General features: G+C 48.4%; 15 protein-coding genes. 8 read left to right on the forward strand and 7 right to left on the reverse strand.

The window, feature by feature from the left end; all coding sequences use genetic code 11:
• Positions 1-34: 34 nt before the first annotated feature.
• Positions 35-889 carry a carboxylate/amino acid/amine transporter gene (locus MHM89_RS04255; protein WP_239408178.1) on the forward strand — a complete coding sequence of 285 codons (855 nt, stop codon included), beginning with the start codon at positions 35-37 and terminating at the stop codon, positions 887-889.
• An 18-nt stretch (positions 890-907) separates the two neighbouring features.
• Here the strand turns inward: MHM89_RS04255 and MHM89_RS04260 are convergent, their stop codons facing one another.
• Positions 908-1378, reverse strand: a complete 471-nt coding sequence (locus MHM89_RS04260) for an HPP family protein (RefSeq protein ID WP_239408179.1) — start codon at positions 1376-1378, stop codon at positions 908-910.
• A 94-nt stretch (positions 1379-1472) separates the two neighbouring features.
• On the opposite strand from MHM89_RS04260, the gene MHM89_RS04265 reads away from it, so the two are divergent.
• The 3 genes from MHM89_RS04265 (at position 1473) to MHM89_RS04275 (ending at position 3006) form a co-directional block, all read left to right on the forward strand.
• Positions 1473-2027 (forward strand): TetR/AcrR family transcriptional regulator, encoded by a 555-nt coding sequence (locus MHM89_RS04265; protein ID WP_239408180.1) that lies wholly within the window; start codon positions 1473-1475, stop codon positions 2025-2027.
• Positions 2028-2095: 68 nt separating this feature from the next.
• Positions 2096-2539 (forward strand): antitoxin Xre/MbcA/ParS toxin-binding domain-containing protein, encoded by a 444-nt coding sequence (locus MHM89_RS04270; protein ID WP_022943508.1) that lies wholly within the window; start codon positions 2096-2098, stop codon positions 2537-2539.
• On the forward strand, positions 2536-3006 hold the full coding sequence (locus MHM89_RS04275) for an RES family NAD+ phosphorylase (RefSeq protein ID WP_239408181.1): 471 nt from the start codon (positions 2536-2538) through the stop codon (positions 3004-3006). Before MHM89_RS04270 ends, MHM89_RS04275 begins: the two co-directional genes overlap by 4 nt.
• Positions 3007-3012: 6 nt before the next feature.
• Here MHM89_RS04275 and MHM89_RS04280 read toward each other — a convergent pair whose 3' ends face one another.
• Together MHM89_RS04280 and MHM89_RS04285 are read right to left on the reverse strand one after the other, a co-directional pair.
• A complete protein-coding gene (locus MHM89_RS04280) occupies positions 3013-3540 on the reverse strand; it encodes a cytochrome b (protein ID WP_053909468.1) in 528 nt (175 codons plus the stop codon).
• Positions 3533-4507, reverse strand: coding sequence for a catalase family peroxidase (locus MHM89_RS04285; protein ID WP_239408182.1), 975 nt, complete (start codon positions 4505-4507; stop codon positions 3533-3535). The genes MHM89_RS04280 and MHM89_RS04285 overlap by 8 nt, the downstream gene beginning before the upstream one ends.
• A 77-nt stretch (positions 4508-4584) precedes the next feature.
• On the opposite strand from MHM89_RS04285, the gene MHM89_RS04290 reads away from it, so the two are divergent.
• Complete coding sequence (locus MHM89_RS04290; protein WP_239408183.1) at positions 4585-5073, forward strand: MarR family transcriptional regulator; 489 nt, start codon at positions 4585-4587, stop codon at positions 5071-5073.
• Here the strand turns inward: MHM89_RS04290 and MHM89_RS04295 are convergent.
• From MHM89_RS04295 to MHM89_RS04310, 4 genes are all read right to left on the reverse strand, one after another.
• The gene (locus MHM89_RS04295; protein WP_045980032.1) at positions 5065-5628 is read right to left on the reverse strand and encodes a uracil-DNA glycosylase family protein; all 564 of its coding nucleotides are present in this window, start codon (positions 5626-5628) and stop codon (positions 5065-5067) included. The genes MHM89_RS04290 and MHM89_RS04295 overlap by 9 nt on opposite strands.
• Before the next feature lie 78 nt (positions 5629-5706).
• Entirely contained in the window at positions 5707-6543 is an 837-nt protein-coding gene (locus tag MHM89_RS04300) for a DUF4434 domain-containing protein (RefSeq protein WP_239408184.1), read from the reverse strand.
• Positions 6537-9515: a hypothetical protein gene (locus MHM89_RS04305; RefSeq protein ID WP_239408185.1), complete on the reverse strand. Its 2979-nt coding sequence runs from the start codon at positions 9513-9515 to the stop codon at positions 6537-6539. The genes MHM89_RS04300 and MHM89_RS04305 overlap by 7 nt, the downstream gene beginning before the upstream one ends.
• Positions 9512-11677: a glycosyl transferase family protein gene (locus tag MHM89_RS04310; RefSeq protein ID WP_239408186.1), complete on the reverse strand. Its 2166-nt coding sequence runs from the start codon at positions 11675-11677 to the stop codon at positions 9512-9514. The genes MHM89_RS04305 and MHM89_RS04310 overlap by 4 nt, the downstream gene beginning before the upstream one ends.
• A gap of 270 nt (positions 11678-11947) precedes the next feature.
• On the opposite strand from MHM89_RS04310, the gene MHM89_RS04315 reads away from it, so the two are divergent.
• From MHM89_RS04315 to MHM89_RS04325, 3 genes are read left to right on the forward strand one after another with little or no spacing between them, the layout of a single operon-like run.
• Entirely contained in the window at positions 11948-12268 is a 321-nt protein-coding gene (locus tag MHM89_RS04315; protein WP_022943517.1) for a hypothetical protein, read from the forward strand.
• On the forward strand, positions 12265-13830 hold the full coding sequence (locus MHM89_RS04320; protein ID WP_045980028.1) for a PepSY-associated TM helix domain-containing protein: 1566 nt from the start codon (positions 12265-12267) through the stop codon (positions 13828-13830). The genes MHM89_RS04315 and MHM89_RS04320 overlap by 4 nt, the downstream gene beginning before the upstream one ends.
• A complete protein-coding gene (locus MHM89_RS04325) occupies positions 13827-14168 on the forward strand; it encodes a DUF3325 family protein (protein ID WP_022943519.1) in 342 nt (113 codons plus the stop codon). Before MHM89_RS04320 ends, MHM89_RS04325 begins: the two co-directional genes overlap by 4 nt.
• Positions 14169-14243: the final 75 nt, after the last annotated feature.

Consider the following 14243-nt stretch of genomic DNA (forward strand, 5'->3'; position numbering starts at 1 on the left):
TGGGAGAATTCGTTTCTAAGTTGTATTGATGTGTATGAGTTATTTGCTCGCAACCACCCTACTTTGGGCATTTTCATTTAGCCTCATTGGCGTCTATTTAGCCGGGCAAGTAGATCCCTGGTTCTCGGTGTTAACCCGTATCGCGCTGGCGACCCTGGTGCTACTACCGTTTTTGAAGATTAGCCAGTTAAGCCTGTCGTTAACCTGGCGGCTGATGGCCATTGGTGGCGTTCAACTGGGGCTGATGTATGGCTTTTACTATCACTCTTTTTTATACCTCAGCGTCCCCGAAGTGCTGCTATTTACGGTGATGACTCCCCTGTATGTTACCCTGCTCAATGACGCACTAAATCGCCACTTTAATCTTGGCTTTTTCTGCGCTGCGTTATTGGCCATTATTGGTGCGGTAGCTATTCGTTACGACGGTATCAACCAAGGCTTTATGACTGGCTTTGCTATCGTCCAAGCCGCAAACCTGTGCTTTGCCAGTGGTCAAGTGTTATATAAACGACTGATGCTCAAGCATCAGCATCTGTCGCAACATCATGTATTTGCTTGCTTTTTTATGGGTGCATTGGTGGTCGCGTTAAGCTGTTTCGCTCTTTTTGCCAATACCGCCAATCTCCCAAGTACACCCACGCAATGGAGCGTATTGATTTATCTAGGCCTTATTGCTTCCGGGCTGGGCTATTTCGCGTGGAATAAGGGTGCAACCCAGGTCAATGTTGGTACCTTGGCAGTGATGAATAATCTCCTTATTCCTGCGGGGATCCTCGTTAACGTGCTCATTTGGAACCGCGATGCCGATGTGCTGCGCTTGAGTATTGGCGGCGCTATCATCATGGTCGCACTGGTGGTTAACGAAAAGTACCTAAGCCGAGGTAAATAACAATAACAGCAAGGGGGGTTACGCCCTCCTTATCGCCCGGCGATAACTGTACATTTTGACCGCCCAGCCCTGTAATTGCGCTAATAGAACGATGATCACAACGCCAATGAGCACTGGCGTAATTAAGTATTCCCACCCCTGTGGCGTGAGCATAATTAACACTGGGTTGGCCCCTGCCGGCGGGTGAGTGGTCTTTGTGAAAAGCATCGCACTCACCGCAAGGCCCGTCGCTAAGGCTAAAGTGATAGGTGACACACCCACATACTGGCTAAACGTTATACCTATGGCCGCAGTGATCAGGTGCCCAAAAATAACATTTTTTGGTTGTGCCAGCGCACTTGCAGGAACACCAAAGACCAGCACCGTGGTGGCACCAAAAGGGGCCATCAACCACATCCACTCACCTCCCATACTGTCTAAATAGGCGAGCAAGCCAATGGCCAGCGCAGCGCCAATGCCTGCAAGAACATGGGCTATCGGATTATTCATCATTACTTCCTTTTTGTTAAAGTAGACCAATCTGTCTCCTTTAACAAAATAGACAAGTCGGTCTACTTGTGTCAAGCTGTTTCTGAGGTGACTTATGCAAGATAAAAAACAACATTTAATCGACACCGCACTGAGGCTGTTTTACCACCACGGTATTCATGCCGTGGGGATCAATCACGTACTCAGCGAGTCCGGGGTGGCAAAGAAAACCTTGTACCATCACTTTGCCAGTAAAGAAGCGCTTATTTTAGCGACCTTAGCGCAGCGTCATCGCTGCTTTATGGCTTGGTTACGTCATCAGGTGCAAGACAAACGAGGGCAGCAGGGAGTGAGTGCGCTATTTACCGCTTTGGGGCGTTGGTTTTCGGGGCAAGAACTGGCCCTGGGCCCGTTTCGTGGGTGTTTTTTTATCAACACCCACGGCGAGTTTGACGCCAGCCATAGCGATATTCTCAGTGCTTGCCGAGCACACAAAAAGGAAGTTGAAACGGCGATTGCTGCGATGTTGAGCGCAGCCGAGCAACCTCTCGCACCAGCCATTGCTATGCTGATGGAGGGGGCGATTGTAAAAGCGACGCTCGGGCAGCCACAAGCAGCCACTGAGCACGCACTGCAGAGTGCTCTGATCCTGCTCGATAGAGGCCAATAGCATAATTAACACTATCACTTTTAATATCAAGTGATATACTTTGTAGTAATCATTTGGTGGAGAAAATCATGAATGCAATTGCATCCTTTAAGCCACAAAAGCACCCGGATGGATTTTGGCAGCAGCTTGGCATGCCAGCACGTGGCGAGCGTTTATATCAAGCGTTAGAACAAGGATTGTCATTTGATATCTATGACCGCTTAGCCAAACTATCAGGGGTGGATAAAAGCACCATTGCCCAATCAGCCGTTATTGCCCCCGCGACCCTAAGGCGCAGAGCAAAATCGGGGCTTTTTAATAAGCAAGAAAGTGACCGCTTGTATCGCTTTGCCGAAGTGTATAAGGCGGCGCTCGACCTGTTCGAAGGCGATGGTGATGCCACCCGCACATGGTTAACCACAGCGAATCGCGGCCTAGGGCAAAAACGGCCGTTGGATATGCTGGCAACTATGGCCGAGTCAGAAGCGGTGATTAACCTTATCGGGCGCATGGAACACGGTGTATTTGCGTGATAAGTGGCTACCGTATTGTAAAGAAAAAGTGGGCGGACAAGGCCTTTGATGGCGAAGGGGCGCGGTTATTTGGCGGGCGCTGGAATAGCCCCGGACAACGCTGTGTTTACCTCGCCGCCAGCGAGTCACTGGCGATTCTAGAGATTCTGGTACACCTTAATCACAGTGCCATTCTCAGCGACTACAGACTATTTAAAATTAACTTTGCACGCCGTGATGTGCTCACCCTTGACGAGCAAGATTGGCCTGACAACTGGCAAGAGAGTCCGGCCCCGGAAGAAACGGCTTTGATTGGCGATCAGTGGTTGCAAACGCAAGCCAGCTTGGCATTGAGCGTGCCCTCGACCATAGTCCCTCGAGAGTATAATTATTTACTTAACCCAAGCCATCCTGCTTTTGTTAAAGCAGAGCCCAATATTGAAGCCCTGCCCTTTCGCTTTGACCCGAGACTGCTCGCTCGGGGCTAGTAATACTCACTTCCACATACTACGCAGCACGTCATCTCGGCGGTAGTAATGGTGATATAGCGCTGCTGCGATATGCATTATCACCAGTCCTATAAACACCCCTGCGGCCCAGCCATGCAACTCTCGAAACAAGGAAAACAGTTCAATATCCACCGTTAACGCCGCCGGCAAGCGCACTACATCGAATACACTCACAGGACGCGCTGCAAAATACTGCATCAATAGCCCTGATAGCGGCATTAACACCATTAGCGTATACAACAGCCAATGAGACGCCTTAGCCGCGCGGCGTTGCCAATAAGGTAAATCACTGGGTAAAGCCGGTACTATGCTGCGCCAGCGAATTAACAAGCGCACCAACACCAGTAGCGCAGCCGCTATGCCAAAACTTTTATGCAGCCACAGCAGCTCATACTGCCATGGCTCAAGCGAGCGCACCATGACTAACCCCGCTGCCAGCATGGCAATGATTAATAACGCCATCGCCCAATGTAATAAACGCATAGAAAGAGTAAATCGTGCCCGGTTAGTCATTGCTTAGCTCCTTTGCTTGACCGCGCAATTGCTCCACAGCCCGGCGGCGGTACGACTCCGCATAAGCGGCCGAGCGCGCCCGAAGAATGGCATCTGCGGTGGGCGAGATACCCGATGGCAACACCAAAGGGTCAAAGTTGATGCTGTGACACGCCCCGTCCTGCTGCGCTTGCCACTGAGTGATCACTATTTCCCCAGCGTTAATACGCGGACGCTCTGCTGGCCACTGAATTGCCGGATTACGCTCGTCGTCTTGGGCGCTTGCCAAGGTAAATAACCAGTCAAATACCACCGGTTGTTTTGCCAACCGCGCCTTAAGCTCTTTATGTAATGCGTTAGGCCCACTCAGCCCATCATCGGTGACTGACACCGTCGGCTGCATATGCCAACGCACAGGCTGGCGCTGCTCGTTGTCATCGACTAAATAAAACGCATTGATGCTGTGATAGGTCTCGGCTGCGAAGCTGCCACTGGGTTGGTAGCTATCTTTCCACGCCAAGAAATCAGCGCTTTCGGGATGCTCGGCGAAAAAGGCTTGAATAGCCTTGGGGCCCGATTTAATAGCCACAAGCTGCTGATAAAAATCTTGGGGATTGCTCACCGCCATCACCGGCGGAGTATTCATGGCAATGCGCCACTGCTCGCTAGCGCTGGTCGCGAAGCTCAACGCCAAACTGCGCACTGGCGCCTTTAAATCCGGTGCGGTCGGGTTATTGCCGGCAAGCGAAAAGCGACCCACAAACGGTGTCACCGAAGTGGCAAATATCTGGGCCGAAGAATATTGCGCGAGTGCGCCATTATTACGGAACTCGCCTTGCACACAGATCCCTTTAGCATGGGCTCGGCGAAAGCCCGGATGAACTGAATCCCCTTGTTGCAAATCCACAAACTGCTGTGCCGATACTTTATCACCGGCATGCAACAATGGCGCGAACAGCAACGCCGCCCATAAATAACCTAACCTCATAATTTGCTTTCCCCTTGTTACCGATATATCTTGAATTAAAGATAATATGTATGAAATGCCGTTTTGGTTCACTAAAGATGCAAAATTTAGATAATATACAAGCGCTGTGGGCTCGGGAGATGCCACAATTAGATACTTCTACCATGGCATTAATTGGTCGTTTGCAAATCGCCCACAAGCATATGACCTTAGCAATGAGCAAAACATTTCGCCGCTACGGGCTTTCCGAAGCAGGCTTTGATGTGCTTGCGACGTTAAGGCGCTCAGGCCCGCCTTATCGGCTCACGCCCAATCAACTGTTAGCACAAATGCTAGTGACCTCAGGCAGTATGACCAGCCGCCTAAACCAGCTGAAAAAACAGCAGCTGATCACTAGATCGCAAGATCAACAGGATAAGCGAATATGTTGGGTTCAGCTTACAGAGCAAGGTTTAGCACTTAGTAAAGAAGTGATCCAGGCTCATGTAGAAACCCAGCAAACACTGTTATCTGGGCTCAGCCGTGAGCAGCATCAACAGCTGCTATCGGGTTTACAAGCCTATTTACAGCAAGCGGGCTTAGAGTAAATCGGCCACTCGCTGTTGCAGATGCGGCAGTATTTCTTGTTCGAACCACGGGTTACGCTTGAACCAGCGGTTATTACGAGGGCTTGGGTGAGGTAATACTAAGGTGTGTGGCCAGTAACTGTGCCAGTCTTGCACCGCAGCGGTGAGCGTTTTATAACGTTTGGGTAGATGATAAGCCATTGCATACTGACCAAGGACAAGAGTCAACTGCCGCTTAGGTAAGGCAGCTAACACCTGCTCTCGCCATGTTACAGCGCACTCCTCTCGCGGGGCTAAATCTCCGTGCTGAGCGGTGCCAGGATAGCAAAACCCCATCGGCGCGATAGCGAATAAGCGCGGGTTATAAAATTGCTGCTCATTGACTCCTAACCATTGCCTGAGGCGATCGCCACTGGCGTCGGCAAACGGTTTGCCAGCCTGGTGAGCTCGCACTCCGGGTGCTTGACCAGCAATTAGAATAGGTGCCTCACTATCAAGTTGAATAATAGGCTTAGGCGCCAAAGGCAAATGCTCGGCACATAAAGTGCAAGCACGAATCTTATCTGCTAGTTGCATCTTCACTTAGGTATATTGTTTTTGCTTAGCCTAAGGGCTAGCCAGATATTGTGGCAACCCCCTTTACACTTTACCGAGTCATTCACTAGCAAAGTAGTTAGGTAGCATGTAGCGCAGTGAAAAAAACCAGCTTGGTCGGCACTCATCGCTTAGCCTGTGCTCCACAGATTCATTGAATATTTCTGCAATAACGTGAATATGACTGCCCTTTTGGCAAACATATTTTTGCACTCCCTGACGCTGATCGCTTGATAGAACTTGAGTACCCACCCCATCTTGCCACAGTATTTCCAGGTCGGTGTGCTGCGCTAACCGCTCAAGTAAATAAGCGTATTGTCGCGGTGAACTATGCCCCGCATAGAAGCTTGAGATATACACTGGCTTAGCAGGAGCAAGAGTAGCTAATTGATCATTCAAGGCGCTGAGGTAATCGATTAACAATTGCTGTTTTGCATGGCTTTGCCAGTTAAGGTCATCGATTTCATCACTGATATACCAACCAGCAAATGCTGGCAGTTTAGTAAATGCTTGCCAGCGTCGGGCAACGTCGAGATGACGGTTATACAAGCCGCGCAGATAAAAGTGTAGTGCTCGAGGTTGCTGTTGAATGCGTTGGTAGTAGCTATTTTCATGATACAGCCCAACGACTATTTTTAATCCTTGAGCATTGGCTTGATGAAAAAGTTGCTGTAGTCGAGAGCGGCCCTCTTCATCAATGAACTGGCTATGCTCATGCTGGCTCCATTGCAGGGCAATGGTATCAATTTGACGCTCTCGTAACTGCAGCATTATTTCTTGCCATTGGCCCTTTGTTAGCTCGCTGTCGCTATTTAATGGCTGATAAATAACCACATTCGCTTGCACAGCTATGCTGCATAGCAGCAACGCTATCATTGCTGTATATCGCCCTACCATGACCACTCCAGATTCAAACTTGCCACATTGTCGCCCTCTCGTTCACCGTTGAGAACATGCTGTACTAATAGTTTTAGCGAGGCCTGGCGGCGATATGCGGTTATATCATCACCTCCTGACCACCAATGCACCCCAACACCTGCACCTACGCGGGTATCTTGACGCTCACTCGAACGCGTCCATTGACCGTTCACATAAGGTTGCCAAGTCAGCGCTTGCTGATTTTGAGTATGCAATTTAAAGTGATAACCACCTTGGTATTGTGCGAACTGCGCATCACGTCCAGACTTAAGCCAATGTGCGGCTTCCAAATACAAACTTTGTTGCAGCCACCCTTGTACATCAGTTTGCCAATCCCGCGTATTGCCACCTAGACTGAATAAGTCCGTAGCGGCCTTAAGCAAGATATCGACATCGTTGTTGCGCAGCTGCCACTGCGGTTCGATAGCAAACTGGAGGTCGAGCGAAGCCAATGGCTGCCAGCTGTATCCTAAAGCGAGTGTGCTGTCATGTTGTTGGCTATCTTTTTGTACAAAAGCCCGTGCGTACCACTGATGAGTATCCTGCGCACGCCAGTGGTGCTGTAAATATTTGCTGTAACGCAGCTCTATAAACCCACCGTATCTCAAGCTTTGTGAGGTAGCGCCTATATCGATGGGCCTCAACTGCTCACCAAATTGTGCTTGCAGCAACCAACGTGATTGCGCCAATAAATCTCGCCGTAAGCGCTTGAGTTGTTGTTTAGGTTCCTGTGCAAGCTCCATGGTGTCCATGTTAGTCGCCGCGATAGTGGCATGATGCAGGGCATTATCTAACTCATTAGTCACAACATAACTATAGGCAAGCTGCTGGTGCATAGGATAAAGGTCGGGTTGATTGGCCAGGTAATGCTGCATTAGCGGAGCCGCTTGTGCAGCGCGACCTACGTCAATATACAAGTACGCAAGCTCTGCTTGCGTGTGTAGCGCCAACGTCTCGGTAGGTTGGCGTTCGATATCGCTGAGCAGTGTGAACGTTTGCTGCGTTTTACCTTGGCGCCAGTAAAGGCGAGCCAGAGCTATTTGCTCGGAAACATCGGGGTGGTTTTCAAGCAGCCACACTAAGCTCTTCTCTTGTGTATGTAGATCGTTAGCATACCGGGCAAGCTGCAGTTGTAATTGATAAAAACTGATTGTTTTAGGCTCATGCAAACGCACTAAGCGATGCAACCATGTCATCGCTTGCGTGTATTCGTTGACTTTCAACGCACTAGCAATAGCATTAAAAAAGTGCGGCTGCTCTGTCAGCTGCGAGTCAAGCTCTAGCCAGTACTCATACGCCCGCACATGCAAGCCAAGCACTTCACTCAAGTGAGCAAGTTGAACCCGGCTTTCAGTGCTGCTTGGGTTTGTTGCTAAGGCCGCTTGGAACAACGCATACGCTCGCTCTTTATCGCGCTCAATAAAGCAATATCCTAATTGCTGTAAAGCTTGCTCTTTCGCAGGCTCAACCAACCATTGTGCAGCTAACTGACACTCACCAATAGCTGAGGCGAAGCTCATTAACGTCTGTCGCTGAGCTGGTGATGCTTGTCTTGATTGCGCTAAAACAAGCGCATCTCTGAGCGTATCCGACTGAGTTTTCTTGAGGCTTTGTAAGTAACGATAGGTCAGCTCAGCATCTTGATCTTGTTGTTGTGAAAAAGGCCAAAAGGGCGCCAATATATGTGTAACTAGCTCATACTGCTGACGCTGTATCGCCATATGCGATGCCTGCTTAGCATAGCTCAAGCGCTGAGGATAAAGGTGCGCTAATAACAGCCACTGCTGATAGGCTTTTTCTTCATTACCGACCTTTTCATAACCTATGGCAAGTTGCCGCTGCTGCGCCTCACTCAGACTCTGCTGCGCCTCAAATATTGCCAGCCACTGACTGTGGTCTTCCATTGCTTGCGCCACTTGTACCGCTCTTGAGCGCCAAAACTCATCATTTTCGGCGTGTTGCAATGAGTAATCATACAGGCGTTGACGCCATTGCTGAGAGTAAGTCGAGGCATAAGCCATAAGCACAAGTAACTGCTGCTCTTGTTCTATATTTAACTCGGCTTCACTTAACGCCTCTATGGTTCGCGATAAAACCTCAGGTTGCTGAGCTTGCATGGCAATATCAGCTCTTTGTAATAGGCGCGAGATAGCCCTTGGTAGCGCGTCATTAAGTGTCAAAGCAAATGACCAATTTTTGTTGTATATCGCCGCTTGCAACCATTGGCGACGCTCCTGCTCACTCAAAACAGCGTGTTGCTGATAGAGGCTAAACTGCTCACTAGCTACCTTGAAATGCTGCGCTCCTAAAAGCGCTTGTATCAAGTGTTTACGCACACTGGCTTGCTGCTCTGGGTGAGTTATATCATTAATACAACTGGCAACTGCGTCATACTTTTTTTCGTTTAGCAGTGCAAAACAATAGGCTGGGCGAACTTCTTCGAGCCCGTAACGAGTGATCACTCGATGGATGAACTGCGCGCGAGCTCGTTCGCTTATCATTTGTGCACTTAACGCAGCTAGTTCGGTGCGCTGGGTGATACTAAAGCGCTCATCTGCCAAAAGCTTATCAGTGTACACAATAAACAACTCAGCTTGATGCTTAAGCCCAAGTTGTTGAAAGTGTAACAATACTTCACGCCATTTCCGCTGCCGCATAAGCACTTGTTGGTACTGGTTTATAAGCTTAGATAACTGAGGCCAATGTTGCTGCTGAGCCGCAACAAATAACAATCGCTCCACTACATAGGGGTTATTCGGCGTTACAGCTAATGCCTTATTCAACTCTTCATTAGCGAGCTCATAACGACCCTCATCAATATAGCGGTACGCCATATCGATATAAGGATAAAGTAAGAACTGAGTATGCTCAGGGTATCCTTTACCAGCCTCAAAACTAGGTGCTGATAACGCTGTCATTGAGGTAAATAGAAAAAGCCACAGAAGTTTCATAACGACACCTCTGATGAACTCGCTGGCTTGTCACTTACCAAAGGTCTGCGCATAATGCGCTGCGCTAGTTCAAGGGTTTGCTCATCAATGACACCTTTGGCGATAAGGTAATCACCTACCCCTGAGTCGCTATTCTCTTGGCCGATCATCACTTGGTTAGCAACGGAAGGGCTGAGCATAGCCACTTCGCTAATTGCTTCAAACTCACTGTAATGGGCATTTACAAAATGCGGCCAATCCGCACGACGAGCACGACGCTGAAGATTCGCATAGCTGTAGGCCGAGTCATCACTAAAATGCATTTTGAGCGCCACAGTGACCTGTCCCGGCTGGGCAATATAATACCTAACTTTATAACCGACTTTCCGGCTTATAGCCCCTAAGGCCACCGGCGACAAGTGCTGTTCACTCGCAATATGTAGTACACCTTTGTCCAAGAACAATCCAATAATGGCGTAGCGCACAGCGACCGTTTTATGAATACCGAGATCACTTTGCTCTGGCGTAGACAGGGGTGGGCAAGAGCGATATTCAACGCCCGCCTGCTCGGCTATCGCTTGCGCTAATTGCTCACCGCTGAGCACGCCTTGCTGCATTAAATAACGCCCAAGTTTTACTCTGCCCTGCCCTTGCGTGAGCGCATTGTGCAGTTGCTCTTTGGTAATAGCCCCTGCTGAGAGCAGTATTTCACCCAGAGGTCGATAGCTTGCCCGTGCTTCCCCTAATGAGGGAAAGTCATGGCTGGTTTTGTCCCAAGCTACGCGTTTAACATCACCCATTTCGAGAATTTGTCTGACAGCACGAATATTGGCAAAGAAGTTAATAATATTGCCCCACACCATACGTGGGATCGAAAGGACCCCTTGAATACATCCGTAATAGCGCGTAACAAATACAAAGCGTTGCAGCATGCGATTAGCTAGCAGCACGGCGTTGGCCCACAACACCGCACTTAGCCAGGGCTCATCACCATAAATTGAGAGAAAGTTATAAGCACTGCCGGAGAGTTGCTGGTAACCCCAAATACAGGCGAGCTGAAATAACACCAGTAGCGCGACAAAGCCAATGAAGTTAGTGAGACCGCCGCGACGGTCCCGCCAAAGAAAGTAATTTAATTTCCAATCTCGCGTCCATGCATGGGATTTCATACCCTGAAATACGATACCAATGATCCATCGCGACTTTTGCCGCACGGCTGTGGTAAACGTATTCGGGAAGTACTCCCGTACACAGACTACACTGCTATAACTTGCAGATTTCAGGCTCCCCTTATTGATCTGCTGCTTGTGCGTGTCGGTCAGCACAGGAAAATGAATGAAGACTTCTGACATACCGTGTTGCTTGAGGCGAAAGCCAATGTCGTAATCTTCAGTTAAACTTTGTACATCGAAGGCGATACCATCGCCTTGCTCGATAAGCAATTGAATTGCCCGGCGACTAAAACAAGTGCCAACGCCGGCACTTGGGACTTGCCCAACCAAGGCTTCTCGCACGGGCACGTCTTTGCCATGAATTTCTGCAAATTCATCTAGGTAGCTGCCACTGGTAAACTCATACCACTGTCGCTCGAATGGAAATACTGGCAGTTGAATGAGATCTTTACGCTCAACGAGGTAGTTGAATAAACGCATTTCCATGGCACTGAGTACATCTTCTGCGTCATGAAGAATAAACCCTTGGAAGGCAAATTTTGCTTGCGATTCGAAGGTAAATATAGAGGCGATGATATTATTGAGGCAATCCGCCTTACTCGTTGGCCCAGGGCGCGCACACACCACTTTGTGGACATTAGGAAATCGCGCGCATACGGCGTCAACATCAGCTTGAGTCTTGTCGTCGTTAGGGTAAGTACCAACAAATATATGATAGTTCTCGTAATCTAATGTCGATGCCGCCAGTTCCGCCATCGGTCCTACAACTCCGTGTTCTTGCCATGCAGGTACCATAATTGCGAGCGGTTGCTCTGCTTTCTCTTTCAACTTTGAATAGTGCAGCTTGGGGTGTTTGCGATAGATGACCAATCGCCGGTAGCATTTTCGCCCCCAGTACACGAGGTCAATAAACAGATCGTCTAAACCAAAAATAAGCAGTAAAACGCTTAACGCATATACCACATATTTGAGTACAAAGAGGTAACTCGCGAACCAATACAACACATCCACAACAACAGCACTTCCTAGAACAACACAAAACTAGTAAAAAAGAGTGAGCGATCTTATAGCAAAAAAGCATAAATAGGAACGCAAAAAAGGCCATTGAAATGACGTGTAATATTATGAATTATAAGGGTTTTAATAAAAAACATCGTGTTAACTGCGAGCCAACAATTAACTAACGGTTCATTTTCAATTCATTTAAGCAAATACGAATCACTATCTTTTAGCTTTATAATCTATATAATGGCTCGTTTTTGGTACAACAGCCTGCAGACTATGGATTTTCAGTTATCACCCTGGCTTATCAAGTTACGTATCGCCAGCTCTCATTATCGCGCCCTTGTGGTTTATCGCTTTATTGCCGCCATTGTTGGAGGCTACTTATTAACTGCCTTAAGCACAGCTGTTTTAGGGGTCGCCCTGCCATTACAACCTAGTGACGCGGTATTACTGGCTGTAAGCTTATCGATATTGATATATGCCTGTATCTTCATCTATGCCTTTAGTGTGCGCTCTGTCGCTAAGGTATGGATCACTATTTTACTAACTAGTGCAGCGCTCACCGCTCTGCTGGCATTCATGGAGGAATGGCTATGAAGGACACCTTCTTTCGTTCAATGACATGGCTACACACCTGGGTAGGTTTATTGGTCTGTTGGTTACTCTTTCTCATATTTATTGCCGGCACGCTTGCGTTTTTCCGTTGGGAACTTAACTTTTGGGCTAAACCTGAGATACATCATTTTGAACAGCCCCAGCAGCGTGTTGCCGCGCAGCAAGCTCAGATAACCCAAGGATTTGCATACTTACAGCAACAGGCACCTAAGTCCGAGCGCTGGAATATTTCCTTGGCTGATGAGCGTAAAGACTGGCTTACCTACTCTTACCAAGAGCCACGTGAGCCCGGTAAACGTGCGCCTTGGCAAGACTATTATGTCAATCCTAAAACGCTAGAGGGGGTCGATACAGTCAGAGAATCCAAAGGTGGGCATTTCTTTTATCGCCTGCACTTTGATTTGCATTACCTCGACGTCAGAACAGCACGTTGGCTGGTCTGTTTTGCCAGCTTGTTTATGCTTATTGCGCTAATAACTGGGGTGGTCATTCATAAACGGATCTTTAAGGATTTATTTAGCTTGCGCACCAATAAAGGCGTACGCAGCTGGCTTGATAGCCATAACTTATCGTCTGTGCTAGCGCTGCCTTTTCATATCATGATCACCTATACAGGGCTTATTACCCTTATTTTTATGCTCTTCCCCTACCCGACGATGACCGCCTACGACGATGGTTTACGCGGCTTCTATGCCGATGTATTTAACTTTCAGCGCACCGAGCCTGCCAACGAGCCCACAGCCATGGTGGGTGTTAATACACTGCTGGATCAACTTTATACTAAGTGGCCGGATGCAGATATAAGGCAAGTACGTATTGACCACCCTAACGATCGCAGTGCATCGGTACGCTTTATTATTGATAGCGGCAAGGCCATTGTCGACAGGCCGCCAAGCATCACGTTTAACGCCACGACGGGCGAGGTGATAGACATTAATGAAGTAGATAGAAGCGTTAGTGAAGCCATCTACGATGGCATGATAGCCTTGCATGCGGCGCGCATGGCACAGCCCGTGTTGCGCTGGCTTTACGTATTATGCGGTTTAGCAGGGTGTATCATGATAGCGAGCGGCGCAATCATGTGGGCAAAACGCTTACACCAACGCAATAAAAAGCAGCGCCCCGCGATAGGTCTACGTACAGTTGATAGCCTTAACCTGGGTACGTTTATGGGCTTGCCTTTAGCAACCTTGGCATTTTTTTATGCCAATCGGTTATTGCCAATGAATGTGAGTGAGCGCGCCGACAAAGAAATACTCGCTTTCTTTTTAACCTGGGCAGCGGTGCAAGCATGGGCGGTATTCAAGCCTTATAGTTGGCGATTATTAAATGCCATCATTGCTGGCGCCTGTATCGGTCTTGTTGCCATTAACAGCATGACCACGCAGGGCAGTTTGCTGCACTTTATTGGTAGCCAGCAATGGACTTTGTTGGGCTTCGATTTAGTTTGTTTATTTGCAGCAACCTGCTTCGCCTACGCGGCCTATCGTGGTAACCGCAAGCAGCGCACTTGGTTGGGCTCGTTAGAGGAGTTAAGCGTATGATAGAACTGCTTTGCTTTATACTGTGTATCATCGCTTTTAGTTGCTTTGCGCATGCCAAAGCAACCCATTACCGAGATATATATGGTGTGCGCCCCAATGCTCGGTTAGTTAGTAAAATTTTGATCTGTGCTTGGATCAGTATTTTACTAAGCATGACCATAGCGATTGCCGCGCTGGGTAGTTATGGGGTACTACTGTTCTGCGGGTTTATGGCGGTCAGTGTATTGGCCATCACACTGTGTCTTAGTTTCAGCCCGAAATGGCTAAAAGCACTGACCTTTTGCTGCACGGCTTCACTACTAGCAGTGCTTACAACTATTCTGATTGCCAGTCAATAAACCGAATTTTTACTAAGTTTCTAGATCAGTATTTTACTAATAAGTAGGTAAAATACTGATCTGTAAACCCCCTTT

It is taken from the genome of Pseudoalteromonas sp. CNC9-20, assembly GCF_022347875.1.
GTDB lineage: Bacteria > Pseudomonadota > Gammaproteobacteria > Enterobacterales > Alteromonadaceae > Pseudoalteromonas > Pseudoalteromonas ruthenica.

What these genes read in the sequence shown, in the direction of transcription:
- MHM89_RS04255 (WP_239408178.1), top strand. Translation starts at nt 35, where the DNA reads ATGAGTTATTTGCTCGCAACCACCCTACTTTGGGCATTTTCATTTAGC.
- MHM89_RS04260 (WP_239408179.1), bottom strand. Translation starts at nt 1,378, where the DNA reads ATGAATAATCCGATAGCCCATGTTCTTGCAGGCATTGGCGCTGCGCTG.
- MHM89_RS04265 (WP_239408180.1), top strand. Translation starts at nt 1,473, where the DNA reads ATGCAAGATAAAAAACAACATTTAATCGACACCGCACTGAGGCTGTTT.
- MHM89_RS04270 (WP_022943508.1), top strand. Translation starts at nt 2,096, where the DNA reads ATGAATGCAATTGCATCCTTTAAGCCACAAAAGCACCCGGATGGATTT.
- MHM89_RS04280 (WP_053909468.1), bottom strand. Translation starts at nt 3,540, where the DNA reads ATGACTAACCGGGCACGATTTACTCTTTCTATGCGTTTATTACATTGG.
- MHM89_RS04285 (WP_239408182.1), bottom strand. Translation starts at nt 4,507, where the DNA reads ATGAGGTTAGGTTATTTATGGGCGGCGTTGCTGTTCGCGCCATTGTTG.
- MHM89_RS04290 (WP_239408183.1), top strand. Translation starts at nt 4,585, where the DNA reads ATGCAAAATTTAGATAATATACAAGCGCTGTGGGCTCGGGAGATGCCA.
- MHM89_RS04295 (WP_045980032.1), bottom strand. Translation starts at nt 5,628, where the DNA reads ATGCAACTAGCAGATAAGATTCGTGCTTGCACTTTATGTGCCGAGCAT.
- MHM89_RS04300 (WP_239408184.1), bottom strand. Translation starts at nt 6,543, where the DNA reads ATGGTAGGGCGATATACAGCAATGATAGCGTTGCTGCTATGCAGCATA.
- MHM89_RS04305 (WP_239408185.1), bottom strand. Translation starts at nt 9,515, where the DNA reads ATGAAACTTCTGTGGCTTTTTCTATTTACCTCAATGACAGCGTTATCA.
- MHM89_RS04315 (WP_022943517.1), top strand. Translation starts at nt 11,948, where the DNA reads ATGGATTTTCAGTTATCACCCTGGCTTATCAAGTTACGTATCGCCAGC.
- MHM89_RS04320 (WP_045980028.1), top strand. Translation starts at nt 12,265, where the DNA reads ATGAAGGACACCTTCTTTCGTTCAATGACATGGCTACACACCTGGGTA.
- MHM89_RS04325 (WP_022943519.1), top strand. Translation starts at nt 13,827, where the DNA reads ATGATAGAACTGCTTTGCTTTATACTGTGTATCATCGCTTTTAGTTGC.